Below are 23044 nucleotides of genomic sequence, written 5' to 3' on the forward strand. Positions count from 1 at the left end.
GCCCGAAAACAACAGCCAACAGACAACGGAGACCCAAGATGTCTACTGCGCGTCGTGCGACATGGATGCTCATCGCCACGCTGGGAGTGGGAGGCGGCGGTGTCGCGGCCGCTTCCATCGCACAGGCGAGTTCCGAGCCCGCGTCCAAGACCGTGGCCACGGACCAGCACCGCCCGGTCCCGGTCTCGGGCCGGGACCGGATCTACACCGCCGACCAGTCGTCCAACACGGTGTCGGTGATCGACCCGTCGACCAACAGGACGCTGGGCACCATCGCCCTGGGCGACCAGCGCGTCGGCAGCGCCTTCAGCCCGCAGTACACCGGTGACTCCGGGGTGCACGGACTGGCCTACTCGCCGGACCACCGTCTGCTGGCCGTGGTGAGCGTCACGAGCAACACGGTGCACATGGTGGACACCAGGACCAACAAGGTCCTCAACACCACCGACGTGGGCCGCGCCGCCCACGAGGGCAGCTTCACCGCCGACGGCAAGGAGTTCTGGGTCGCCAACCGCGGCCGCGACACGATCTCCGTCGTCGACACCGAGCACGGCGGCGTCACCGGCACCGTACGCGTCGGCGACGGGCCCTCGAAGGTGCTCATGAGCCCTGACGGCCGGTACGCGTACGTCAACTTCACCAGCAAGGCCGAGGTCGACGTGATCGACGTGCGCTCCCACAAGATCGTCAAGCGGATCACCGGGCTCGGTTCCACCTTCTCCTCCGACCAGGCCATCTCCCAGGACGGAAAGCAGATCTGGGTCTCGCACAAGCGCGACGGCAGGATCACCGTGCTCGACCTCAGGCACGACGAGGTCGTCACGGTGCTGAACACCGGCCCGGACACCAACCACCCGCAGTTCGTCGACAACCGCAAGGGGAAGTTCGTCTACCTGACGATGGGCGGGCTCGACGAGACCTGGGTCTACAAGCGGACCGACGGCGCCCCCGAGCTCCTCACCAAGATCAAGAACCGTGGCCACGCCCCGCACGGCGCCTGGGGCAGCGGCGACGGCTCCCGCCTCTACATCGGCCTGGAGAAGTCCGACGCGGTGGACGTCATCGACACGGTCACCAACAAGGTGGTCGACACCATCGCCTCCGGCCAGGAACCGCAGGCCATCGTCTACGCCCCCCGGGCCACCGACCGGCCCGGCAGCGCTCCCAACCTCGGCCACCAGGGACTGGGCCAGCAGGCCCACAACGTGCCCACCACGCTGCCCAACGGCGAGCGCGGCGACACCCTGGACCCGGTCAAGGGCCGCGTCCTGGAGGCCACCATCCGCCCCGTGGCCGGACTGGACATGATCCAGCTGCAGGCGCGCGGGCTCAAGGCCGACACCGTCTACCAGGCCTACTCCGTGGCCGACAACGGCAGGAAGACCCCGCTGCGGACCTTCCCCACCGACAAGAACGGCACGACGCCCATGGCGCTGTCCTTCGGCGCCTTCGAGGGCAAGGGCATCTCCATCGAGGTCAAGGGCGTCGTGACCCCCGTCCAGAAGGCGGCCTTCGCCTCGCAGGCCGGCGGTCACACCCACGGTGTGAAGACCGCCGACCTCCTGTTCTGCGACTGCTGCTGACCTCAACCCCGATCCCGACCTGAGAGGACGTTGCCATGTCCCGCCGCACTCGACGGCACCTCACCCCACTGATCACTGTCGCCGGGGCGGCGGGCGCGGTCCTGCTCTCGGCCGGCGCCGCCACGGCCCATGTCCGGGTCATCGGCGACGTCATCCCCGGCAAGCCGGCGACCCTGCAGTTCCGCGTGCCCAGCGAACTGGCGGAGGCCACCACCGTCCGCATCACGGTCGAGGTCCCGAAGGACCTGATGATCACCTCGGTGCCGAAGCTCGACGGATGGAACCAGGAGACGCTCCCCGGGACGGGAGGCAAGGGTACGCAGCTGGTATGGACGGCGGAGCAGGGACACGAGATCCAGCCCGCCCAGAGCGAGACCTTCCAGGCGAACGTCGGCCCGATTCCGGACCGGTACTCCCTGACCTTCAACACGGAACAGACCTACTCCAACGGCACGGCCGTCGCATGGAACCAGCCCAGGACCGGTGCCGAGGAACCGGAGTTCCCCGCACCGGTCCTCGTCGTGGACCCCGAGGCCGGCCCGCCGCCCGGATCCGCCGACGGTGCCCAGCAGCCGGGCACCTCCGCAGCCGCCCCCGCGCCCTCCGTCGACGCGGCGACACCCGCACCGGCCGCCGCGGAGGACTCCGACTCCGGGTCGCCCCTCCCGCTGATCGCGCTGATCGGAGCGGGAGTTGCGGTGGCCGCGGCCCTCGCCGCCGCCGTACTGCGACGGCGGGGGGCGCGGGACGGCTCGCACGTGTAGCACCCCGGCCCACCAGGACGTCCGACCGGGCCGACGAGATCGTGGCCCGGATGCCCGCGAAAGTGGACGCGGTGGGGGAGCGGGTGGCGGCCGTGCCCGAGGCGGAACGGCCCACGTACTTCGTCTTCGACCTCGGACACGCGTGGGTGACAGGGCCGAACCCAGGACGAGGGCGGTGACCTTCATGACCGACCGGATCGGGAACGTCACCCGGCAGCGTTACCAACAGCTCGTCACCCAGGCCAAGGAAATGATCGCGCGGGTCGCCCGCGCGCCGCGTGCTGTGCGGAGATCTCCCCCGAGCGACGGCTAGTCTCCGGCTGGCGGTTCACCAGTAGCGGTCTGCAGCGACTCGATCGCACGAACTGCCTCGGCTACGCCGGGTGGTTCGGCAGGTGCCGTTGGTGTCGACGATGAAGCTTCTCCGGTCGGGCCGAGGAAGTCCACGGCAGCGGCGCCGCCCGCCTGGGTGCCTGCCTTGGCTCGCGGACCTCTCGCCGGGCGCCGATCACAGGGCGTTGTCGAGACCGACGAACACCTTCGCGATACGCCAGTCGCCTTCGGCGTGTCGCAGCGTGACCGTGTAGAAGCCGGTCGCGATCACGGCCGGGCTCCCGCCCGCGTTCGACGTCAGCATCAGGTAGGCGCACACCACTGCGGTGTCGGCCTCCGCATGCTGGAAGACCGTGTTGACCAGGTTGTGCCTTCGCTGGTCGGTCTGCGCTGCCGTCGCCTCTCGCACCAGGTCGACAACCGCCGCGCGTCCGACGAACGGGCCCTGCTCGACCGCACCGGCGATCGAGGCCGTCCAGGTGGAGTCCTCCGTCAGGATGCCCTCCAGCGCCACCAGATCTCCGTGATCCAGGGCGAAGGCGTAGCGCGCCAGCGTCTGCTGCACGGCGAGCCGCTCTGCGGGGTCGAGATTCACCTCCCCCGCAGGGGTTGTGGTGAGGTAGCTGCTTGCCCAGCCGAAAGCCGCAGTCGTCGTCATACCGAACCTCGTTTCGCTCTGTGGCCGCGTGAAAGAACAGGCGCGCACAGCGAGAGCGGCCGGCTGCCGTGTGCGGGGAGGAGAGAACGCGTGACGAGCGCGGCGCGGCGCCCCGCCCCGCGACCGACCGCTCGGCCGTCGGGGCGCCGGACCACTGCCGAAACGGCTCGTACCTAAGCGACCGTGAGAACGATCTTGCCCTGGATGTGTCCTCGGGCGGCACGTTCGTGCGCCGCCCGGGCGTCCGCGAGCGGAAACGTGCTGTCCACGGCGACGCGGAGTGTGCCCGCGTCCAGCAGGCGTCCCAGTTCGCCGAGCTGCGCGCCGCTCGAGCGGACCTGGGCGGCCGTGACCGTGACACCCAGCTTCGCGTTCTCCTCGTCGTCGAACTGGCCGAAGTACACCGGGTACAGGGACCCGCCGCGCTTGAGGGTGCGCAGGAAGCGCCTGCTGTCGGGACCCCCGACGGTGTCCAGGACGAGATCGACGTCACGGGCGACTTCCTCCGGCCGCTCCTTGGTGTAGTCGATGAACTCGTCGGCGCCGAGTTCGCGCAGGAACGTCTCGTGGGCGCCGGAGGCCACGGCGATGACGCGGGCTCCCTTCCACTTGGCCAGCTGGAGAGCGAGGTGCCCCACACCACCGGCAGCGCCGTTGACGAGCACCGTGGTCTCGCTGTCGAGCCTCATCGGGCGGTGCTGGGCCTCCTGGAACGGCGAGGGATGGTCGTGCCCGAGTTCGATCAGGAACTGCCACGCCGTCAGCCCCGACATGGGCAGGCCGGCGGCCTGCACGTGGTCGACGGCAGCCGGCTTGAGTGCGAAGTCCGATGCCGGCGCGGTGACGTACTCGGCGTACGCGCCGCCTTGGAGAGTGGCGGGGAAGTGCAGCAGGCCGATCACCTCGTCTCCGACCGCGAACCCGTGGGCGTCGGTGGCCACGGCTGCCACGACACCCGAGACGTCGGTCCCCGGAATCAGGGGGAGATGGAACGGGGGCTTGAGCTCGGGAGGTACGTCGGGCATTCCCTCGCGTGCGTACCAGTCGGGCGGGTTGACACCGACCGCGTGGACGCGGACGAGCACCTCGCCCGGCCCCGGTTCGGGAACCTGCACGTCCTCATGACGAAGCACTTCGGGACCGCCGAACTCGTGCAGCCGGATCGCCCTCATCGTGTCTGTCGGCATTGCTTTCTCCTGCCCCTGTCTGGGGATAGACTTATTCGGATCAGTGGTCCAGGTATCCGAACCACTGATCCGAATATATGGACCACTGATCCGGATAGTCAAGAGGGGACAGGGACCGATGCGGGCAGACGCCAGGAAGAACCGCGACCACCTGCTCGTAGTCGCGGGCGCCGCCATCATCGAGCAGGGCGTGGACGTATCCATGCGCGACGTCGCACGCAGGGCCGGCGTAGGGCTCGCGACGCTGCTCCGGCACTTTCCGACGCGCGAGGCGCTGCTGGATGCCCTGCTCCGCACGAGCTTCGACGACATGACGGCAAAGGCAGACGAGCTCGAGACGTCGAGCTCTCCCGAGGACGCTCTCGTTGCGTGGCTGCGCGACTGCGTCGCGTGGACGACGGAGTACCGGGGCGTGACCGTGCTGATGGCGGCCGCCATCGACGACACCGAATCCGCACTCCACGCCTCGTGCGTTACCTTGCGTGCGGCCGGTGCGCGGCTCCTCACCCGTGCCCAGGCCGCGGGCGTGGCGCGAAGCGACATCGATGGCGCTGATGTGTTCGCGCTGATATCCATGCTCGCCTGGCTCGGCGATCAACCATCGCTCGCGCCACGCGCCGATCACCTCTTCGAGGTTGTCGCGAGCGCGATTCTGACGACCGCAGGCAGCAGTCACACGGAGGGGGAGCACCGCCCTCAGGCCCGTAGCTGAGGAAGCGTGGTCCCGGACGCGCGGACGACGTCCTCCGTGTCCACCACGCGTGTGGTACGTGGGTGCCGACATCGTCTTCCGCGTGGCCACCGTCGGCAGGGGCGGCCCCGGGGACCCTTACGCCGCGTCGTCGAGGTTGTGGCCTTCCTCGATGTCGGCGAGCAGCCCGGGGTGCGTGGGCACCCACCCGAAGCGCTCCCGGGTCGGTGCGCTCGACGTCGGGTTGTCGAGCGCGCTGACGTACCGGGCGAGTCGGACCGCACGGCCGGCGGGAACACGGCCGGCGCGTTACGCCGGTGCACCGATGGCCAGCGGTTCGATCCCTCGCCGACGAGGGCGTCCGCGATCAGCTCCGGCAGGGCCGACTCGTCGTTACACGATCCAACGGCGGCAAGCTATCAGCCATACCCGAAACCTCTGGGTCCGCCGATCTTGCGAATGACCAGCTCAGTCGCTGCTTCTGAGGCCAAGTTCCCTGCCGGCGCTCGTTGAACTTTCAGGACATGTTCGACGAGTGACTCCCAGCATGATGCTCGAGCAGGAGTGCGGTGGCGGCGGCCCGTAGAGCACCTGCTGCTGGAATGTGCGGTCGGCGTCGTCGAGCAACGCGGCGAAGATGCCCGCCCGGCCGAAACGCCGGAAGACGGATCCCTTGGCCAGCGTGCCCAGCTTGGCCCGCTTGGCCCGCTCGGCCCGCTCGGCCAGTGCGTCCATGGTGACCCGCCTCGAGCCCCTTTCGGCGATCATCTCGCGCGCGACCTTCAGCAGGTGTTCACGGTCGCGGGCGGCGTCGGCACGCTCGGCGCCCGGGGGGCGATGTGCAGGCGGAATGTGTTCACGGTCACACACCCTACCCGAGCGGAATAACTAACCGGGGTAAAGTCCGTTTAGGGGGAAGTCCGCTTGTGATGGTGCGGGCCACGGAGCCCGCCTCACAACCCCGCCGCCCCAAGGGCGGGCAAGACCGACCAAGGAGTTGACCATGACCCTGTTCCGACTCGATGCCAGCATCCTGCCCGCGGCTTCCGCCAGCGCGGAGATCGCCGACGTGGTCGAGGCCAAGTGGGTGGCAGCGCATCCCGGCGAAGAGGTGGTGCGCCGCCACCTGGGGACCGACCCGCTGTCGCCCCACACCTGGGCGAGTGCCGTCGTCGCCGGCTTCATCCCCGAATCGGAGCGCACTCCCGCCCAGCGTGAGGCGCTCGCGGACGCCAAGGATCTCGTCGAGGAGCTGGCGTCCGCGGATGCCGTCGTCCTGGCCGTGCCGTTCTACAACTTCGGCGTCTCCCAGCACTTCAAGACGTGGGTCGACCTGGTGATCGCCGCCGCAGGTCCGACCACGCCCGTTCTGAAGGGCAAGCCGACGGTGCTGGTCACCGTGCGCGGCGGCGGCTACGGCCCGGGCACCCCGCGCGAGGGCTGGGACCACTCCACCCCCTACCTCAGGCGCATCCTCGCCGATGTCTGGGAGGCCGATCTGACCGTCATCGAGCGTGAGCTCACCCTCGCGGCCACCACCCCCGGCATGGAAAGCCTGCGCGATCTTGCCGCCGAGCTGCGTACCAGGGCTCTCGAGGAAGCCGACAAGGTCGGCACCGGCATCGCCACCATCTGACTCCGACCCCGGCGGTCTCGACCCGGCCACTGCCGAGGCCACCGCGACAGGAGAAGCGGCAGGGCGGCCTCAACGACCACGGCGCGCCCCACGCCCCACTCCACGCTGACCCTGACTGAACTCTCAACCCGCGCGCCCACACCAGCGGCGCTCCAAGAACCAGAGAACAAGCACCAAGTCATGCAGAGCGGCGCCCAACTGTGACGCCCGACCGAACGGAGTCCCCGATGTCCACGCAGATCACGCCCGGCCACTACACACTCGACCCGGCACGCAGCACGGTCCGCTTCCGGCGAAAGACGTTCTGGGGCCTGACGACCGTCAACGGCCTCTTCGGCTCGGTGCAGGGCACCGGCACGCTCGCGTCGGCCGGTACCGCCGATGGCGGTCTCGTCATCGACGTCGCCTCGATCGACTCGAAGCACACCAAGCGCGACACCCACCTGCGCAGCAAGGACATGCTCGACGCCGAGTCGTTCCCGAAGATCACCTTCGACGCCGACCGCATCACGCCCACGGGCCTGAACTCGGCCGACGTCCAGGGCAAACTCACCGTCCGCGGGACCAGCCGAAAGCTGAGCTTCCCGGCGAATTTCAGCCCGCAGGGTGCCAATGCGGTCGTGCTGCGCGCCGCCGTCGAGATCGATCCGGCGCAGTTCGGGCTCAAGAACCCTCTCGGCATGATGAAGGGCTCGGCTGTCATCGATCTCGACCTGCGCTTCACCGCGTGAACTGAACACGGCCCCGGCGCCGGCTCGGCCTCGACCGTGGGCCATACCTCGGACGAGCGAGAACACCGAAAGATCGAGAAGAAAGAGTCCAATCATGAGCAGCATCAGCATCGTCGGGACGGGGAACATGGCCCGCGTCCTGGGCAGCCGCGCACTCGCGGGCGGCAACGCGGTCGAGGTCATCGGCCGCGACGCTTCCAAGGCCGACGCTCTGGCGAGGGAGATCGGCGGCGGCGCCACGGCGGGGACGATCGGCGCGGCCCCGGCCGGCGACATCGTCATCCTCGCTGTGCCCTACGCCCACGCCGTACCGCTCGTGCGCCAGTTCGGCAACGCGCTGTCGGGCAAGGTGATCGTCGACATCACCAACCCGTTCAATGCGAACATCACGGGGCTGGTGACGCCCGAGGACAGTTCCGCCGCGCAGGAGATCGCCAAGGCCGCCCCCGCGGATGCGCACGTCGTCAAGGCGTTCAACACCGTCTTCGGCCACGTGCTGGCCGCCTACACGCCCGAGGACCTCCGCCCGCTGGACGTGTTCATCGCCGGCGACGACGCCGACGCCAAGGCGCGCGTGTCGTCGTTCGTCGAGAGCCTCGCGCTGCGCCCGCTCGACATCGGCGACGTGACGAGCGCTCGTTGGCTCGAAGGAACGAGCGTGCTGTTGATGCGCGCCATGTTCGGCAAAGCCGTCGACAGCAACAGCTTCACTGTCGGACTCACCGTTCGCGGCTGACGGCACGCACGCCTGTCATGCGCCAAACGGTTCACAGTGATCGCGGCTGTGAACGCCGCCCTGCTGGGCAACCCGGTCGAAGACGGCAAGCTGTTCGAAGACAAGCTGCTGCGATGTCGCAAGCCGCGCGTCGACACGACTGTGGTCGACGCCGACATCGACCACCTTACGGACCTGACCTCCTCGAACACGGAGTACGCAAACTGGGCCGACCGGTTGGGCGGATCAAGGCGTCCGGGGCAGCCGGCCGCACCCGCTTCCGTGATCGCAGCCGGTCGGCGGGGCGCCGCTTGAAGGAGATCTCGCGCATGCTGCGCCGACGTACCGGCCAGGCACTGGACGAGATCGATCGGCTCACCGGTGACAATGCCGCCATGGCCCGCGCGGGCGGGCGGGCCGCGGCGGCGGTGGAGCGCAGTGCCCGGCACCCCCTGGGCAAGCGGCCTTCGGGCCACTGACACACCTGATGGGCGAGCTGGCCGCGACCTCGGCCGGCACCCGCCGACTCCTGGAGCAGACCGACTTGCGGCTGGCGGGTATCCGCACCATCCCCGACCCGCTGATCTCGTGGGCGACCCCGACGCTCGACCGATCCGCAGGGAAAAGCCCCAGCATCCGACCCAGTTCGGCTACACCGCACTTGTGGCCGAGGACGAACGCGGCTTCATCGTCGATCACCAGGTCCAGCGCGGGAACAACCGGAGAGTCGGCATCGACGCCCGCACACTGTTCTCACCGGATTCCTGGCGCGGGTGCGGTGACGATGGCGTGTCCGGTAGGACGATCCGCGGTTCCGCTCGACTGCTGCGGGTCAGGGCTGGTCGCCCACGAGAGCGACTGCGCGCGTCTCGGGAACTCCCAGCATGAGCAGGCTCGTGATCGTCGCTGCTTGGGCGCCGAGGGTCCCGTCCGACAGGTCACTGTCCGCAAGGGCGAACACGACGCCGTAGGCAACCTGGCTCAGAATGCCCGCCGGCAGGTGCTGCGCGAACACTTCGCTGTCCTGGCCCCGTTTCACGAGGTCGGCGAGGAGCTCATCGACTGGCCCGAGCAGACCGTGGATCGCCTCGCCGTACTCGCCACGGCGCAGCGCCAACAGCACTCGGTACCGGTGGGCCACCGGCCAGACGCGGGCGATGAATTCGACCCACGTCGCGTCCGCTTCCGCGCCGGAGGCGTTGACGTCGGTGAGTACGGCCGTCACCTCGGTGACAGCCTGTTCCGTGAGTGTTTTAACCAGGTCGAGGCGCGAGGGGAAATGGTCATAGACCGTGCGACGGACCACGCCGGCAGCGGAGGCGATGTCGCCCATTCCGGCGTCGGGGTTCTCTCCCAGGACATCGAGGGCAACGTCGAGGATGCGACGGCGGGTCTCGATCATCGAGCGCACACGAGCGGACTGATTGGACACTGCACCAGTATTGCACATGGGTGTACAGTGAGCTTGGCTGTACACCCGTGTGCAGTGAAGAGTTGCGCCGCGCTTCGAAGCTCATGAGAAGAGGAGAAGGCAATGACCGCACCGGTGCCACCCCCCGCGACCCTCGTCCGCCCGTTCACCGTCACGATCCCCGAATCGGAGATCGACGACGTCAAGCAGCGACTGGCCAGAACTCGATGGCCGGATCCGGAGACGGTGGGCGACTGGTCGCAAGGGGTTCGCGTGGAGAACGCCAGATCTCTGGTCGACTACTGGGAGCGCGGCTACGACTGGCGACGCTTCGAGTCCGGCCTCAATCGCTTCCCCCAATTCCTGACCGAGATTGATGGGCTGGACATCCACTTCATCCACGTCAGGTCCAAGAATCTCAACGCGATGCCGCTGATACTCACGCACGGATGGCCAGGCTCGATCGTCGAGTTCCTGAAGCTGATCGGCCCGCTGACCGATCCGGTTTCGTTCGGGGGAGACGCCGCCGATTCATTCGACGTCGTCGTCCCGTCGCTCCCGGGGTTCGGGTTCTCCCAGAAGCCCACGGAGACCGGGTGGACGGTATCGCGCATCGCCGGCGCATGGGCGGAGCTGATGAAGCGACTCGGCTACACGAGATGGGCCGCGCAGGGCGGCGATTGGGGTGCCGTCGTCACCACCGCCCTGGGGGCCATGCAGCCTGAGGGGCTTCTCGGAATTCATCTGAACACCCAGTACGCCTTTCCCGCACAGATACCCGACACCTTGACGCCCGAACAGCGCTACGCCGTGGAGACCCTCGCCCTCTACGCCGGTGATCTCGGCGGGTCGAACCACCTTCAGGGCACGAAGCCGGAGACTGTCGGTTTCGCCCTGGCGGACTCTCCGGCCGGCCAGGCGGCCTGGATCTACGAGAAGTTCCAGTCCAAGACCGACAACCACGGGCTCGCCGAGGATGCTCTCAGCCGCGACGACATGCTCGATGCGATTTCCCTCTACTGGTTCACCAACAGCGCAGCGTCGTCCGGCCGCATCTACTGGGAGAACAAATCGCTCACTTTCGCCGGACCGAAGGTGACGCTTCCGGTCGCGGTGACCGTCTTCCCGAGGGACATCCCACGCGTGCCACGTAGCTGGATCGAAGAAACTTACAGCAACCTGATCCACTACGGCGAGGCCGACAAGGGCGGGCACTTCGCGGCCTTGGAACAGCCCGAAATCCTGGTCACCGAAATCCGCACCGGCCTGCGCGCCCTTCGTTCCTGACGCCAACGCGCGAGCTCTGGAGGGCACGGTGCCACTTCGAGACCGTTTCTGAAGGAGCCCGGCGCGCTCTGAGTGGGCCTCGATCGGGTTGGTCCTGGACGCGTGGATGTCTGGTGGGGCGGGTGGTGCCGTCTTGAGGACGAAGTCCTCGTCGTCAGGACCGAGCAGGCGGGGACGGCCTCTCGTCCACCGAGGGGCCAGGCGTGCCAGGGCGATCTCGTTGAGCCGGTGGATCAGGTCCCGGACGGTGTCCTCGTCGGCCTGGACCGGCTCGGCGATCACCGGGGCCCGATTCCCGCCGGCCGATGCCAGCAGCATCATCACGCACGGCCGGACCGGCCGGCGTAGTCACGCCGGTGAGGACCGTCGGCCCCTGTCGTCCGCCCCGGAGCCGCCCTTCTCCCCGGCGGCGTCCGTGCGCGGATCCGTGCGTGTGTCCGTCAGCGGATCTTCATCGGTGCGGCCGTCCATCTCCTGCCGCCACAAGCGGTGTTCCCGGTCGGCCCAGGTCCGCGAGACCGTCCCCCGCCACATGCCCTCCCGGGCCCCGGGGTCACCGGCCGCCTTCCAGACGTGACCGGCCAGCACCACCGCGATCGTCAGCGCGAGCCAGTCGTGCACGAAGGTCGCGCCCATGCGGACGGACAGGGAGGCCAGTTCGGGGAACCAGAGCAGCAGCCCCGTCCCCACCATGACCAGTCCCGCGCCCGCCGTCCAGGAGGCGTAGAGCTTCTGGCCGGCGTTGAACTTGCCGGAAGGGATGTTCGTCGTGCCGGTGCGACGGACCGCTGCCCGCAGCCAGCGTCGGTCGTGGGGCGCGAAACGGCCGAGCCGCCGCAGGTCCGAGCGCAGTGCTCGGGACACCATGCCCACCAGCACCGGTACGGGAAGCGCGATTCCGGACCACTCGTGCACCACGGTCACCAGCGGCCGGCGGCCGACGAGCTGGGAGAGCGGCGAAATGTACAGGCACGCGGCCGTGAAGACGCACACCCCCGCCAGGAGCGCGGTGGCGTGATGGGCCCAGCGTGCCGAGGCGGTGAAGCGCAGCAGCCGGCCGGCCCGTGACGGGGGCGAACCTTCGGCGGAGTCAGGCCGTGGGGGCATCGTCACGTCCGTTCGAGCGTCCCACCCATGCGTCCACGTCGTAGCCACGGCGTTCCCAGTAGCCGGGGATCACCTTGTCGGTGGCGTCGATGCCGGACAGCCACTTGGCGGACTTGTAGAAGTACATCGGGGCCACGTAGAGCCGGACCGGGCCGCCGTGGGCGTGGGTGACCGGCTCGTCCTCCATGCTGGTGGCCACCAGCACTTCGGGATGCCGGGCCTGTTCGAGGGTGAGGCTCTCGGTGTAGGCGCCGTCGAAGCAGGTGAACCGGATGGCCTTGGCCCTGGGCGACACGCCCACGGCGTCCAGGAGGGTGGACAGGCGCACTCCGGCGAACGGCGTCTTCGGCACCCGCCAGCCGGTCACGCACTGCACGTCCCGCACCAGCCGGGTCTGGGGCAGCGCGGCCAGGTCGGACAGTCGGAAGGTTGTCTCCTTGTCCACCAGGCCGCCGATCTGGAGACGGTAGGTCGTCTCGTCCATCTCGGGGGTGTCGGAAGTGACCGTGTAGTACCGGAAACGGTTCCCCGGCAACAGGTTCGCCAGGCCCGTCGGATCCTTCTGCGCCACGGTGTCGATGCCCTTGGCGACCACGTCCTGGATCGGACCCCCGGCCACGACGCCGAGGGCGCCCAGCCCGAGCATGCCCAGCATGACGCGCCGGCCCACCGGGGTGTCACCGTGGTCGGCCTCGGGGTCCGGGAGTGGGGACGGCACGTTGGAAGGATAGTCGTTCATGCCTGGTATACGCACGTGTGCGGCACGGTGTTGAAGGGACCTCGGCGGGCGTGCCGGCGCGGCGCCGAGCTCACCGGAGGTGGCGAACCGGGGAGATCCCGGTCATGGTCGGCGTCGAGATCAGTCCCCAGCCGCTCCACGGTGCCGGGACAGCCCGGACCGCCGCGTGCGGGACGACGACGCTGTCCGGGACGGGCTGGAACGTGCCCTGGGAAGAGGAGTTGAACCGCAGGAGCGGTCCGCCGGTACGGCCGCCGGACCGCTCTGAGTGGCCGAGGCGTCCGGGACTGTCAGTCACCCAGGACGTCGGTCACCCTGAGGTGCTCCACATCGACCTCGGCGACGGTGAGGTCGTCGCAGCACCCACGCCGTCTTTGAGTCGGCGCTGAAGCCGATCGCCTGGCGGGGGAGAGCGCGGCGCCGTAGGGCTTCTCACCCACGGGGACCGTAGTGATCGTCGTGCCGGACGCGGTGTCGACGACGGAGATATCGGCGGTCTCGGTGTTGGCCGCGTACAGGCGGTCGCCGGCGCGGTTGACCGACACCGCGCGCAGACCGTGGAACCCGCCGATCTGCCGCATCGTGCGGTCCTTGCTCCCGAGGTCGACGACCGTGACGGTGTCGGCCGCCGCGTTGTTGGCGTACAGCCACTTGCCGTCCCTGGTCTGCGCGGTGCCGAACACACCGGCCCCGAGCGGCAAACGCCGGGTGACACGGAAGCCGAACACGGAGATGCGGTCCACGACACCGCGCGCGCTGTCGGACACGGTGAAGCTCTTGCTGTCCGGGGCGAACAGGATGTTGCGCGGGCTGACGTACCCCTTGCTCTCGGCGATCTTCCGGCCGCTGTGCACGTCGATGACGACGAGGTGGTCGGAGTGGGAGTTCGTCGCTACGGCGAGCCTCTCGTTGGGGCTCACCGCGAGGGTGTTGTTGGTGGCGTCGACGGTGGGGTCCCGGTCCTCGGGCTCCTCGGGGTTCTCGACCTCGACCTCGCTGGTGTTGGCGCCGAAGTCCACCACGGTGGAGGCGAACCCCTTCGACGACGACTTCTTCTCTGGCTTCTCCGGCTTCTCCGGCTTCTCCGGCTTCTCCGGCGCGTCCGCGCCGGCCGTGGTCACCGCCGCACCGGACAGGGCGAGCGCGGCGAGCGCGGTGGTGGCGATCATCGTCCGGCGCGTGGTCCTGAGGCGTTTCACCTGGGCTGTCTCCTTGATCTGAATGTCCCCGCCGCGCATGACCGGTGTCCGGGCGTTTGTAGCGCCGGAGTCTCCACGAGGACCGGTTCGCGTGCTCTGTCGGCTCTGCAACCGTTGTCATGAGGGGTACGCCGCCGTGCCACGTTGTGTTGACGGAGAAGTGGATCAATCCCGAGGTGTCGCTCCTCCGCGTCACCCGAACATGCCTTGCGTTCTCCCCGAACCGGCACCGCTACCGGCCGGATCCCCCGGGAGGCCCCACCTGGCGCGGTAGTGCCTGCGCTACCGAGGCTCGGCAGCGCACGGGATCGAGATGCGGCGGACCCCGGAGGAGGCTGATCCGTGTCAGCAGGAGCGTCCAGCAGAGAGATTCCCCCGTGTCCCAGCATCGTGCCTCGAAGTCCCGCCTGCGCCGGCGTTCGGCCCTCGCGGTCTCCGCCCTCGCGGGCGGCGCGGCCGGGCAGCTCGTCGCCCGCCCCAGCGACGTCAACCGCCTCCTGACCGCGCTGATGGACGGCAGGCTCCTCAAGCCCGCCCAGCTCAGGGAGATGCGGACCACGGTCGAGACCAAGGGCCTGCACGACGGCTGGCGCGCTACGGCCTCGGCATCGTCGAGATACCGCTGAGCTGCGGCGGTGTCGCCTGGGGCCACGGCGGCGACTTCGACGGCTACGAGAACCGCAACGGCGTCACGGACCGCGGCCGGGCGGCCACCGTCGCCGTGACGGCGACGCCTTCCACCCTGGAGGGCGCGGAAGCCGTCAACAAGGCCCTGGACACCGCCCTGTGCACGTGCTGACCCCGATTTCGCCCATCCCGCCCATCCTGCCCTCCCGCTTCCGCGTTCCGCGTTCCGTGTTCCGTGTTCCGCAAGGAGATCTCCATGTCCAAGCCCAGCCGACGTCGTACCCTGACCGCCCTGAGCGGGGTCGCCGCGGCCCTCGCCCTGTCCGTGCCCGCGGCCGACGCGTTGACGAGCCACACGACCGCCACCCCGGCCGAGCACAGCCAGGACGCCTTCAAGAGCCGGACCGACGCTGCCGTCCGCAAGAGCCTCACGTCACTGGTGAAGAAGGACGGCTTCCCGGGCGCGCTCGCCTCCCTCAGCGATCCGGACGGCCGCGCCCGCAATTACACGGCGGGAGTGGGCAACCTGAAGACCAGGTCCAAGGTGCCCACCGACGGCCAGGTGCGCATCGCCAGCAACACCAAGATGTTCACCGCGACCGTGGTCCTGCAACTGGTCGGTGAGGGCAGGATCGACCTCGACGTGCCGATCGAGACGTACCTGCCGGGTCTGGTGCGCGGCGACGGCATCGACGGCCACGACATCACCGTGCGCCAGCTGCTCCAGCACACCAGCGGACTGGCCGACTACGACGAGGAGGTCGTGCAGGACTACCTGACCAAGCAGCAGCACCGCTACTTCGAGCCCCGCGAGCTCGTCGAGTTCGGGCTCGGCAAGAAGGCGCTGTTCGCCCCCGGCACCGGCTGGAGCTACAGCAACACCAACTACGTCCTGGCCGGCCTCCTCGTGCAGAAGGTCACCGGCCGCCCCATCGGTGAGGAGATCACCAACCGCGTCATCGAGCCGCTGGGCCTGCGCCACACCTACTGGCCCGGCGTCGGCGACCAGACCATCAAGGGCCGCCACCCTCATGGGTACTTCGCCACCGCGCCCAACACCCCCTACACCGACGTCACCGAGCAGGACCCCTCCGCCGGCTGGGCCGCGGGAGGGCTCATCGGCACCCCCAGCGACCTGAACCGGTTCCTCACCGCGCTCCTCGACGGCAAGCTCCTCGAACCGGAACAGCTCAAGGAGATGAAGACCACCGTCGACGCCCCCGACCTCGACACCGTCGGCGACGGCCACTACGGCCTCGGCCTGGCCACCTTCAAGCTCAGCTGCGGCGGCTACGCCTGGACCCACGGCGGCAACGCCCCCGGCTACACCACCCGCAACGCCGTGACCGAGGACGGCCGGGCGGCCACCATCGCCGTCACCGCGTTGCCCACGGCCCTGCCCGCCGCCGAGCACATCGAGGCCGCCCTCGACACCGCGCTCTGCACCCGCTGACCCGGCTGCCGGACCGACCCCGCTGCCGAGACCGCCGCCGGTGATCGCGACGGGGGAGTGGCTCGTACTCATGGAACTCCCTGACCGACGCCGGCCGCCGCGAGCTGCTGCGCAGACAGCGGGACGCCGACGGCCTGGACACCACCGACAGCCACGATCGCCCGTGCCACCGGCCGCGCGGAGGGGACCTGGCTTCGGGAAACGCAGGCCTGACACGGGCACCGCCAGCAGGCACCCGTCCTCGGCCCGACGGGTCAGGTGATCGGTGTGGAGAGCGTGCCGATGCCGTCGACGGTCACCTCGACCCGGTCTCCCGTCCTCAGGTACCAGCTCGGGGTCCGGGCTCGGCCCACTCCGCCGGGGGTGCCGGTGAGAATCAGGTCGCCGGGTTGGAGTGGGATCATGGTCGACACGTACGCGACCAGGTGCTCCGGGGTGAACAGGAGGTCTGCGACCGGGTGTTCCTGGACCGGGACGCCGTTGACCGTGGTGCGCAGTGTCGCGCTCGACGGGTCGAATTCGTCGCGGGTGACCAGGACGGGGCCCACGGGGGTGGTACGGGTCCAGATCTTGCCCTGAAGCCACTCGGTGGTGCGGTTCTGCCATCCGCGCATCGAGATGTCGTTGGCCACCGTGAACCCGGCGATGTACCGGCCCGCCTCCTCCTCCCGCACCCGGTAGGCGGTGCGCCCCACGACGACGGCCAGCTCTCCCTCCCAGTCCATCTCCGGGTCCTCCGGCACGGTCGCCACCGGATCGGCGGGGCCGGTCAGGGTGTCGGCGAACTTCGCGAAGAGCGTGGGGTGGGCCGGCAGATCGCGGCCCATCTCCTTGATGTGTTCCTTGTAGTTGAGTCCCGCGCACAGCACGTGGGAGGGGTGCGGAACCAGTGTGTGCAGTTCGGCCTCGTCCCGGCGGTGTTGGGGACCGGTGGCCGTCCGTGCGATCTGCCGCCAGTCCTCGTCGGCCAGCAGGGAGCCGACGTCGGCGTGACCGGGTATCTCCGTGAGCACCTCACCGTCGAGTCGGGCGGCGCTCGTTCCCGTGCGCGTGCGGATCGTTGCCAGTCTCATCCGTGTCCCCTTCTCTCAGGCGCCGGCGGCGGTGGTCTCGGGGACGACGAGGTCGAAGAATCCCCAGTGCGAACCGGTGGGCAGGGTGCCCGACAGCATGCGGCCGCACTTCTGCGTCACGATGTGCGAGGAGCCCCGGTGCTGGCTTCCGGCGTGGCTGTCGCGGAAGAAGCGCTGCAGGACGCCGTCCCGCATGACCTGCGCGCCCGCGAAGCGGTGCACGAGCTGGCTGATCTCCAGCGCGGTCCGGGTGGCGAGGCTGCAGGCGAGGCGCGACATGGTCTCCTGCTCGTCGTTCAGCTGCGCGCCGTCCGCGAGCGCGGCCTCGTTGTCGCGCCAGGTGTCCCGCAGCAGGGCCTGGGTGCCCCGCACGTGCGAGTAGTGGCGGGCGAACTCGGCGAAGAACTCGTCGCTGGTGACGGGGGACCCCTCTGCGGGGTCCTTGCGGCGGGTCAGCTCGCGCAGCTCGTCGAGCATGCGCCGGCCGACGCCCTGGGACCAGGCCGCCTGGTGCAGCCCGGCCATCAGGGCGGGGCTCGGCCCGTTCGCGGCGCGGCCGCGCGGAGAACGCGGGCCCACGGCGAAGACGTACTTGTCGTCGACCAGCAGCTCCTCGGCCCGGTAGTCGAGGCTGGAGGTCGCGCGCAGTCCGAGCATGTCCCAGTTGTCACTGATGCGCAGGGCCGGGCGGGGCACCAGGCAGACCAGCCGCTGTCCCGTTCCCTCGACCGTCACCGCGAGGTTGAGGTGGGTGGCCATGGACACCCCGGGGGCGAACTGCCAGGTGCCGTTCACCCGGTAGCCGCTCCCGACGCGCACCGCACGGCCGGTGAAAGCGGTGGACCGGCCCGCCACCAGGGGGAACGTGCCCTCGGCGAAGAGGGCGGCCACGGCCTCGTCGCCCAGGTAGGTGGCGGCGGTCGCCGTCTCGCTCGCCACGGCGCGCACGAGCCAGCCGAGCGAGGCGTCGGCGTGGGACAGCTTCTCCATGACCCGCATGATCTGCAGCGGGGTCGCCTCCATGCCGCCGAGTGCGGCCGGCGCCATCAGACCGAAGACCCCGCTCGCGCGCAGCGCCTCTTGCACGGCCGGTGTCGGACGCCGCAGGCGTTCGCTGTCCGCGGCCTCGCGCTGGAGCAGCGGGTAGATGTCGTCGAGGACCGTCAGCAACTCGCCGACGGCACCGTCCTGTTGCGCGCGCACCGTCACGGCCGCCTCCCCTCGGGGGCGTCGGATTCCTGGGCCAGCGCGCTCCACTGGCCCCGGTAGAAGAGGAGCGGGCTGGAGTCGTCCCGCTGGCCGTGGGACACGACCCGGCCCAGGACCAGGACGTGGTCGCCGCCGTCGTACCCGGCCCACGGCGTGCACTGGAAGTACGCGGGCGAGCCCCCGATCCTCGGTGCGGCCCCGTCCTCGACCCATGTGACGGGGCGCGACCGCGGCTTGCCCGCGAAGTGCAGGGCGGTGTCGAGCTGGTCGTTCCCCAGGACGTTGACCGCGAAGGGGCGTTCCAGCAGGTATGTGAGCGACCGCGAGGTCCGCTGCATGGAGACCAGCACCAGGGGCGGGTCGAGCGAGACGGAGGTGAAGGAGTTCACCGTGATGCCGTAGTACTCGCCGCCGGACTCGTAGGTGAGGACGACGACGCCGGTGGCGAAGTTGCCCAGGGCGTTGCGCAGTTGACGGGGATCGGCGAGCGACGGGGCCGCGGGGCCCGACCCGGGGGTGCCGGCGTCGGCCGCTTTCTCGTAGATCTCGGAGTCCCACATGATGTCGGTCATCTCGACCTCCTTGACTCGTGGGTCCGGCCCGGTGCGGGGCCGGCGGAAGTGACGGGCTTTGGTGGACCGGCGGGTGCGGGCGTCCCCTCGCACCCGCCGGGGTTTCAGACGGCTTCCTCCGCGGCCTCCTGGTCGGAGACGAAGGAGGTGCCGGTGCCCTCGGGCAGCATGTGCCGCAGCACCGGGTAGACGACGAGCGTCAGCGCGAAGGAGACCAGGAACCCGAGGGAGAACACGTCGGTGGCCATCAGGGCGATGCCGACGGCGGCGGACAGCACCAGGGTGATCACTCCGGCCCAGTTCCACCTCTCCACCCGGTGTGTGCTCCGGTCGTAACGGGCACGTCGTACGAGGTAGTAGTCGGCGATCATCACGCCGCAGATGCCGAGTGTCATGGACCCGAGGTAGGCCAGGTAGTCGGTGAACTTCTCCAGGATTCCGGCGGCGATCATCACCAGGGCGACGATGTTGCCGGCCACCACCATGACCGCGCGGCCCGGTTTGCGGCCGGTGAGCGAGTCGACGAGGTTCACCAGGGAGAGCGAGCCGGAGTAGGCGTTGATGGCCTGTGCCTTGGCCTGGGCGGCGTAGATGGTGATGAAGCCGGCCCAGCCCGCGAAGATGACGAAGAAGGCACCCGTGTTCTGCATGACGTAGGTGCTGCCCGCCGCGGCGGCGGCCTCGGGCCCCAGGTCCGTGTTGTGGGCCATCAGGTAGTCGACGACCTCGGGCATGCCCCCGATCACGACGAGCGATCCGAGGACAGTCATCAGGACGTTCTGCGTGAGGGGGCCGGCGGCTGCGAGGATCGTGACGTCGCGGCGCGTGCGGCAGTAGCGGGCGAAGTCCGTCGTGACCAGTGCGATCGTGCCGGCGGTCGCGCCCATGACCCCCACGGCGGCCTCGAAGCGCGGCCATACACCGCCGGGCACCACACCTCCGTAGCCGAACACCTCCGTCGGGTCGGCGCCCTGGATCACGTAGATGTGCACGATCATGTAGACCGTGACGAGCAGGGTGACGGCCGTCAGCACACCGGACGCGCGCAGGGCGAACTTCAGGCCGAAGACGGCGAGCGTGATCCACGCCAGCGTCATCAGGCCGTAGACGAGGATACGAGTCGGCCAGGAGTCGGGCAGGTCGAGCATGAGCAGGGTGCCCTGGTAGAGCAGGGCGGCCTCCACGGCGAGGAAGCCGAGGATCATGAACGCGAAGACGACCGACCCGAGCGCCGACCCCATGAAGCCGAACCCGAAGAACCGGGAGGTGACGGTGGAGGACATGCCGGTCTCGAACGCCATCCTGCCGAGGGACCTGCCGAGGAAGACCGCGAAGGCGGCGACGAGTACGCCGACGGTGAGGCCGACGGCGAAGCCGGCCAGAACGACGGTGAAGCCGGCGATGGCGAACACGACGAGCGCGGTCGCGACGCTGACCGGGCTGAGAGCGAGTTGGTAGCCGCTCTTCCGGTCGGCCGCGGGCACGCTGACCAGAGCGTGATCCTCCGCCGCGGCAGCCAGGGCCGACTCGGTGGATCTGGGAATTCCGGTGTGTGACGACACAGTTCTACCCCTCCGAGAATGTGACCACGCGTGGTCAGTCCGCGCTGCAGCCCGCGACGGCGACGGCTTCGATCTCCAGGAAAATCCCGGGCTTGGCGAGTGCCGAGACCTCGACCAGGGAGCAGGCCGGGAAGTCGCCGGTGAAGAACTCCCGGCGGGCCTTCCAGACTTCGGCGTTGTCCTTCATGTCGGTGACGAAGATCGTCATCTTGACGATGTCGTCCATGGCCGCTCCGGCCGCCTCGACCAGATCCTTGATCTTCTGGAAGACGGTCCTGGCCTGGGCGTAGGCGGTGTCGCCCAACAGGGTCTCCCCGTCGCGGCCGCGTGCCGTCATTCCGGAGATCATGATCAGGTCGTCCACCCGCAGGCAGTTCGACCACATGCCGTCCGCGGGCTCGCGCACGGCGTCGGAGCAGAAACGTTCCTTCTTCATGGTGGTGGTCCTCGGGGTTCTCGCGGTGGTGGCTCTCACAGATCGATCCGGTTGTCCCAGGCGGAGGTGCCGCCCCAGTTCACGCAGACGCTCTGGCGCCGCATGAAGCCCTTCCAGGCGTCGGAGCCGGCCGTCCGGCCGCCGCCGGTCTCCTTCTCGCCGCCGAAGGCGGAACCGACGTCGGCGCCGGTGGTGCCCATGTTGATGCGGACGATCCCGCAGTCACTGCCCCGGGCGGACAGGAACGTCTCGATGTGGGTGAGGTTGGTGCTGTGCATGCCCGAGGCCAGGCCCTGGGCCACCCCGTTGTGGATCTCGATGGCCTCGTCGAGGTCCCGGTAGGTGAGGACCGAGACGATCGGCGCGAAGGTCTCCGAACGGGCGATGGCGAAGTGCGGACGCACCCCGGTGACGATGGCCGGCTCGACGTACAGGCCGGGGCGGTCGATCACCTTGCCGCCGTACGCCACCGTGGCGCCCTCGCGCTCGGCGCCGGCGAGGACGTCCTGGTAGTCCCGCACCGCGTGCCGGTCGATCAGGGGGCCGACGACGGTGTCCCGCTCGCGCGGGTCGCCGATGGTGATCTGGTCGAAGGCCTTCCTCATCAGCTCGACCAGCTCGTCGGCGATGCTCTCGTGGGCGATCACGCGGCGGGTGCTGGTGCAACGCTGCCCGGTCGTGCCGACCACGCCGAAGGTGAGGGCCTTGGCGGCGAGTTCCAGGTCGGCGGTCTCGTCGACGATGCAGCCGTTGTTGCCCGAGCACTCCAGCTGGTACCTGCGGCCGAGGGTCGATCCGACCGTGTCGGCGATCTTGCGGCCCACGCCGGTGGAGCCGGTGAACGAGATCATCGCGACACGTGTGTCCGCGACGAGCCGCTCGGCGACGGCGTCGTCCTCGGGGAGGAAGAGCGAGAAGACACCCTCGCAGCCCAGCTCCGCCGCCGCCCGGTTGACCAGCTTCTGCACGGCGATCGCGGTCAGCGGCACCTTCGGGCTCGGCTTCCAGATCACCGTGTTGCCGGCGATCGCGGACAGGAAGCCGTTCTGCGCCCAGACGGCGGCCGGGAAGTTGTACGCGCTGATCAGGCCGACGACGCCGAGCGGCAGCCACTGGTCGTACATGCGGTGCTCCGCACGCTGGGACTGCTGGGTGAAGCCGTACAGCATCCGCGCCTGGCCGGCCGCCAGGGTGGACATGTCGACGGCCTCGCGCAGTTCGCCCTTGGCCTCCATCGTCGACTTGCCGGTGTCGAGCGACACGATCGCGGTGAGGCTGTCGAGGTGCTGCTCGATCAACTGCCCGATGCGGCGCACGAATTCACCGCGCCGGGGCGGCGGCACCATGCGCCACTTCTGCTGGGTCTCGACCGCGGCACTCACCAGGGCCTCGTAGTCCCGCGCGTCCGAGGCCGCGACCCGGCCGACGGTCCCGCCGTCGGCGGGGCACTGCGCCTCGATGACCGGCCGGTCCTCGACGGGCCCCCAGCCGAGCGAGTCGGCGTAGGTCCCGGAGTGCAGGTGGTCCAGGCCGAACTCGGCCAGCACCTTCCCGGTGTCGAACACGGTGCTGTTCGTCTCGCTCATCATCGCCTCATCAACGTCGCGGTTTCGAATTCGAAGGGGAGTCGGGTACGGGGCGGCGGTTCAGTCCCGGGCAAGGAAGTCGCCGATCGTCTCGTCGGTGTGGTACTCGGGCTTCTCGTAGTAGTGCGGGCCGTCGTAGATCTCGATCAGCCTGCTGCGCTCGTGCGCCAGGGTCGGGCCGTGCGGGTGGTCCTTGGGGTTCATGTAGAAGGAGCCGGGGCGCAGCCTGAGGCCCGAGTCGGTGTACTCGTAGTCGCCTTCGAGGCAGTACATGAACTGGTTCGAGGCGTGCGTGTGCCTGGTGGGGATGGTGCCGCCCTTGTCGTAGTCGAGCAGGGCGATGCTGGCTCCGGTCTCGGCGTTCTTGAAGAGGAAGTACTGGCGGAAGCCGTGGTCGGGGTAGTCGATCCAGTTGTCCTCGTCGAGGTCCGCCGCGTGGATCAGGACCTCCAGGGACTTCATGGTCTCGGCGTTGATGTCCACTT

General features: G+C 69.3%; 24 protein-coding genes and 3 pseudogenes. 12 read left to right on the top strand and 15 right to left on the bottom strand.

Translation table 11 applies throughout. From position 1 onward, the window contains the following. The first annotated feature begins 38 nt into the window (after positions 1-38). Genes C4J65_RS35040 through C4J65_RS36260 form a run of 4 tightly spaced genes read left to right on the top strand, consistent with a single transcriptional unit; the run spans position 39 to position 2660 of the window. Complete coding sequence (locus tag C4J65_RS35040; protein ID WP_162833500.1) at positions 39-1583, top strand: beta-propeller fold lactonase family protein; 1545 nt, start codon at positions 39-41, stop codon at positions 1581-1583. 35 nt (positions 1584-1618) lie between these two features. After that, positions 1619-2347: a DUF1775 domain-containing protein gene (locus tag C4J65_RS35045; RefSeq protein ID WP_115746081.1), complete on the top strand. Its 729-nt coding sequence runs from the start codon at positions 1619-1621 to the stop codon at positions 2345-2347. 50 nt (positions 2348-2397) lie between these two features. Continuing rightward, on the top strand, positions 2398-2526 hold the full coding sequence (locus C4J65_RS37145; protein ID WP_275898181.1) for a hypothetical protein: 129 nt from the start codon (positions 2398-2400) through the stop codon (positions 2524-2526). Beyond that, on the top strand, positions 2523-2660 hold the full coding sequence (locus C4J65_RS36260; protein ID WP_162833501.1) for a hypothetical protein: 138 nt from the start codon (positions 2523-2525) through the stop codon (positions 2658-2660). The genes C4J65_RS37145 and C4J65_RS36260 overlap by 4 nt, the downstream gene beginning before the upstream one ends. Positions 2661-2855: 195 nt before the next feature. On the opposite strand, the gene C4J65_RS35055 is transcribed toward C4J65_RS36260, so the two are convergent. Both C4J65_RS35055 and C4J65_RS35060 read right to left on the bottom strand, forming a co-directional pair. After that, positions 2856-3338: a nuclear transport factor 2 family protein gene (locus C4J65_RS35055; protein ID WP_115746082.1), complete on the bottom strand. Its 483-nt coding sequence runs from the start codon at positions 3336-3338 to the stop codon at positions 2856-2858. Between the two features lie 173 nt (positions 3339-3511). Beyond that, positions 3512-4525 carry an NADP-dependent oxidoreductase gene (locus C4J65_RS35060; protein ID WP_115746083.1) on the bottom strand — a complete coding sequence of 338 codons (1014 nt, stop codon included), beginning with the start codon at positions 4523-4525 and terminating at the stop codon, positions 3512-3514. A 118-nt stretch (positions 4526-4643) separates the two neighbouring features. Here C4J65_RS35060 and C4J65_RS35065 point away from each other — a divergent pair, with 118 nt between their 5' ends. After that, entirely contained in the window at positions 4644-5237 is a 594-nt protein-coding gene (locus tag C4J65_RS35065; protein ID WP_115746084.1) for a TetR/AcrR family transcriptional regulator, read from the top strand. 549 nt (positions 5238-5786) lie between these two features. On the opposite strand, the pseudogene C4J65_RS35070 reads toward C4J65_RS35065, so the two are convergent. Further along, positions 5787-6068: pseudogene (locus C4J65_RS35070) on the bottom strand (helix-turn-helix domain-containing protein); the annotation flags it as partial. A gap of 151 nt (positions 6069-6219) precedes the next feature. Here C4J65_RS35070 and C4J65_RS35075 point away from each other — a divergent pair. The 4 genes and pseudogenes from C4J65_RS35075 to C4J65_RS35090 form a co-directional block, all read left to right on the top strand. Then, positions 6220-6852: an NAD(P)H-dependent oxidoreductase gene (locus C4J65_RS35075; RefSeq protein ID WP_115746085.1), complete on the top strand. Its 633-nt coding sequence runs from the start codon at positions 6220-6222 to the stop codon at positions 6850-6852. 227 nt (positions 6853-7079) lie between these two features. Next, on the top strand, positions 7080-7583 hold the full coding sequence (locus C4J65_RS35080; protein WP_115746086.1) for a YceI family protein: 504 nt from the start codon (positions 7080-7082) through the stop codon (positions 7581-7583). Between the two features lie 94 nt (positions 7584-7677). Beyond that, positions 7678-8319 (top strand): NAD(P)-binding domain-containing protein, encoded by a 642-nt coding sequence (locus tag C4J65_RS35085; protein ID WP_115746087.1) that lies wholly within the window; start codon positions 7678-7680, stop codon positions 8317-8319. Between the two features lie 48 nt (positions 8320-8367). Then, a pseudogene (locus C4J65_RS35090) lies at positions 8368-9015 on the top strand (ISNCY family transposase); the annotation flags it as partial. A 115-nt stretch (positions 9016-9130) separates the two neighbouring features. Here the strand turns inward: C4J65_RS35090 and C4J65_RS35095 are convergent. Then, positions 9131-9730: a TetR/AcrR family transcriptional regulator gene (locus tag C4J65_RS35095; protein ID WP_115746088.1), complete on the bottom strand. Its 600-nt coding sequence runs from the start codon at positions 9728-9730 to the stop codon at positions 9131-9133. 102 nt (positions 9731-9832) lie between these two features. On the opposite strand from C4J65_RS35095, the gene C4J65_RS35100 reads away from it, so the two are divergent. Beyond that, positions 9833-10996 carry an epoxide hydrolase family protein gene (locus C4J65_RS35100; protein ID WP_115746089.1) on the top strand — a complete coding sequence of 388 codons (1164 nt, stop codon included), beginning with the start codon at positions 9833-9835 and terminating at the stop codon, positions 10994-10996. Between the two features lie 126 nt (positions 10997-11122). Here the strand turns inward: C4J65_RS35100 and C4J65_RS36960 are convergent. The 4 genes and pseudogenes from C4J65_RS36960 to C4J65_RS35120 all read right to left on the bottom strand — a co-directional run. Continuing rightward, positions 11123-11317, bottom strand: a pseudogene (locus tag C4J65_RS36960) (helix-turn-helix domain-containing protein); the annotation flags it as partial. Positions 11318-11344: 27 nt separating this feature from the next. Continuing rightward, entirely contained in the window at positions 11345-12103 is a 759-nt protein-coding gene (locus C4J65_RS35110) for a cytochrome b/b6 domain-containing protein (protein WP_115746090.1), read from the bottom strand. Next, positions 12087-12758 (bottom strand): molybdopterin-dependent oxidoreductase, encoded by a 672-nt coding sequence (locus C4J65_RS35115; protein WP_240330670.1) that lies wholly within the window; start codon positions 12756-12758, stop codon positions 12087-12089. Before C4J65_RS35115 ends, C4J65_RS35110 begins: the two co-directional genes overlap by 17 nt. 374 nt (positions 12759-13132) lie before the next feature. After that, positions 13133-14041, bottom strand: a complete 909-nt coding sequence (locus C4J65_RS35120; RefSeq protein ID WP_162833502.1) for a hypothetical protein — start codon at positions 14039-14041, stop codon at positions 13133-13135. 377 nt (positions 14042-14418) lie between these two features. Between C4J65_RS35120 and C4J65_RS37270 the strand changes: the two genes are divergently transcribed. Beyond that, positions 14419-14667 carry a hypothetical protein gene (locus C4J65_RS37270; protein ID WP_115746093.1) on the top strand — a complete coding sequence of 83 codons (249 nt, stop codon included), beginning with the start codon at positions 14419-14421 and terminating at the stop codon, positions 14665-14667. Positions 14668-14924: 257 nt separating this feature from the next. Next, positions 14925-16121, top strand: coding sequence for a serine hydrolase domain-containing protein (locus C4J65_RS35130; protein ID WP_115746094.1), 1197 nt, complete (start codon positions 14925-14927; stop codon positions 16119-16121). A gap of 254 nt (positions 16122-16375) precedes the next feature. On the opposite strand, the gene C4J65_RS35135 is transcribed toward C4J65_RS35130, so the two are convergent. The 7 genes from C4J65_RS35135 to C4J65_RS35165 form a co-directional block, all read right to left on the bottom strand. Further along, the gene (locus tag C4J65_RS35135) at positions 16376-17194 is read right to left on the bottom strand and encodes a fumarylacetoacetate hydrolase family protein (protein ID WP_115746095.1); all 819 of its coding nucleotides are present in this window, start codon (positions 17192-17194) and stop codon (positions 16376-16378) included. A 15-nt stretch (positions 17195-17209) separates the two neighbouring features. Beyond that, complete coding sequence (locus C4J65_RS35140; RefSeq protein ID WP_115746096.1) at positions 17210-18403, bottom strand: acyl-CoA dehydrogenase family protein; 1194 nt, start codon at positions 18401-18403, stop codon at positions 17210-17212. After that, the gene (locus C4J65_RS35145) at positions 18400-18975 is read right to left on the bottom strand and encodes a flavin reductase family protein (protein WP_115746097.1); all 576 of its coding nucleotides are present in this window, start codon (positions 18973-18975) and stop codon (positions 18400-18402) included. The genes C4J65_RS35140 and C4J65_RS35145 overlap by 4 nt, the downstream gene beginning before the upstream one ends. A gap of 104 nt (positions 18976-19079) precedes the next feature. Next, complete coding sequence (locus C4J65_RS35150) at positions 19080-20459, bottom strand: cytosine permease (RefSeq protein WP_240330591.1); 1380 nt, start codon at positions 20457-20459, stop codon at positions 19080-19082. Between the two features lie 112 nt (positions 20460-20571). After that, positions 20572-20973: a RidA family protein gene (locus C4J65_RS35155; protein WP_115746099.1), complete on the bottom strand. Its 402-nt coding sequence runs from the start codon at positions 20971-20973 to the stop codon at positions 20572-20574. Between the two features lie 35 nt (positions 20974-21008). Next, complete coding sequence (locus C4J65_RS35160) at positions 21009-22559, bottom strand: aldehyde dehydrogenase family protein (RefSeq protein WP_240330592.1); 1551 nt, start codon at positions 22557-22559, stop codon at positions 21009-21011. A gap of 60 nt (positions 22560-22619) precedes the next feature. Further along, a complete protein-coding gene (locus tag C4J65_RS35165; RefSeq protein ID WP_115746101.1) occupies positions 22620-23042 on the bottom strand; it encodes a cupin domain-containing protein in 423 nt (140 codons plus the stop codon). Positions 23043-23044 lie beyond the last annotated feature (2 nt).

It is taken from the genome of Streptomyces sp. CB09001, assembly GCF_003369795.1.
Classification (GTDB): domain Bacteria; phylum Actinomycetota; class Actinomycetes; order Streptomycetales; family Streptomycetaceae; genus Streptomyces.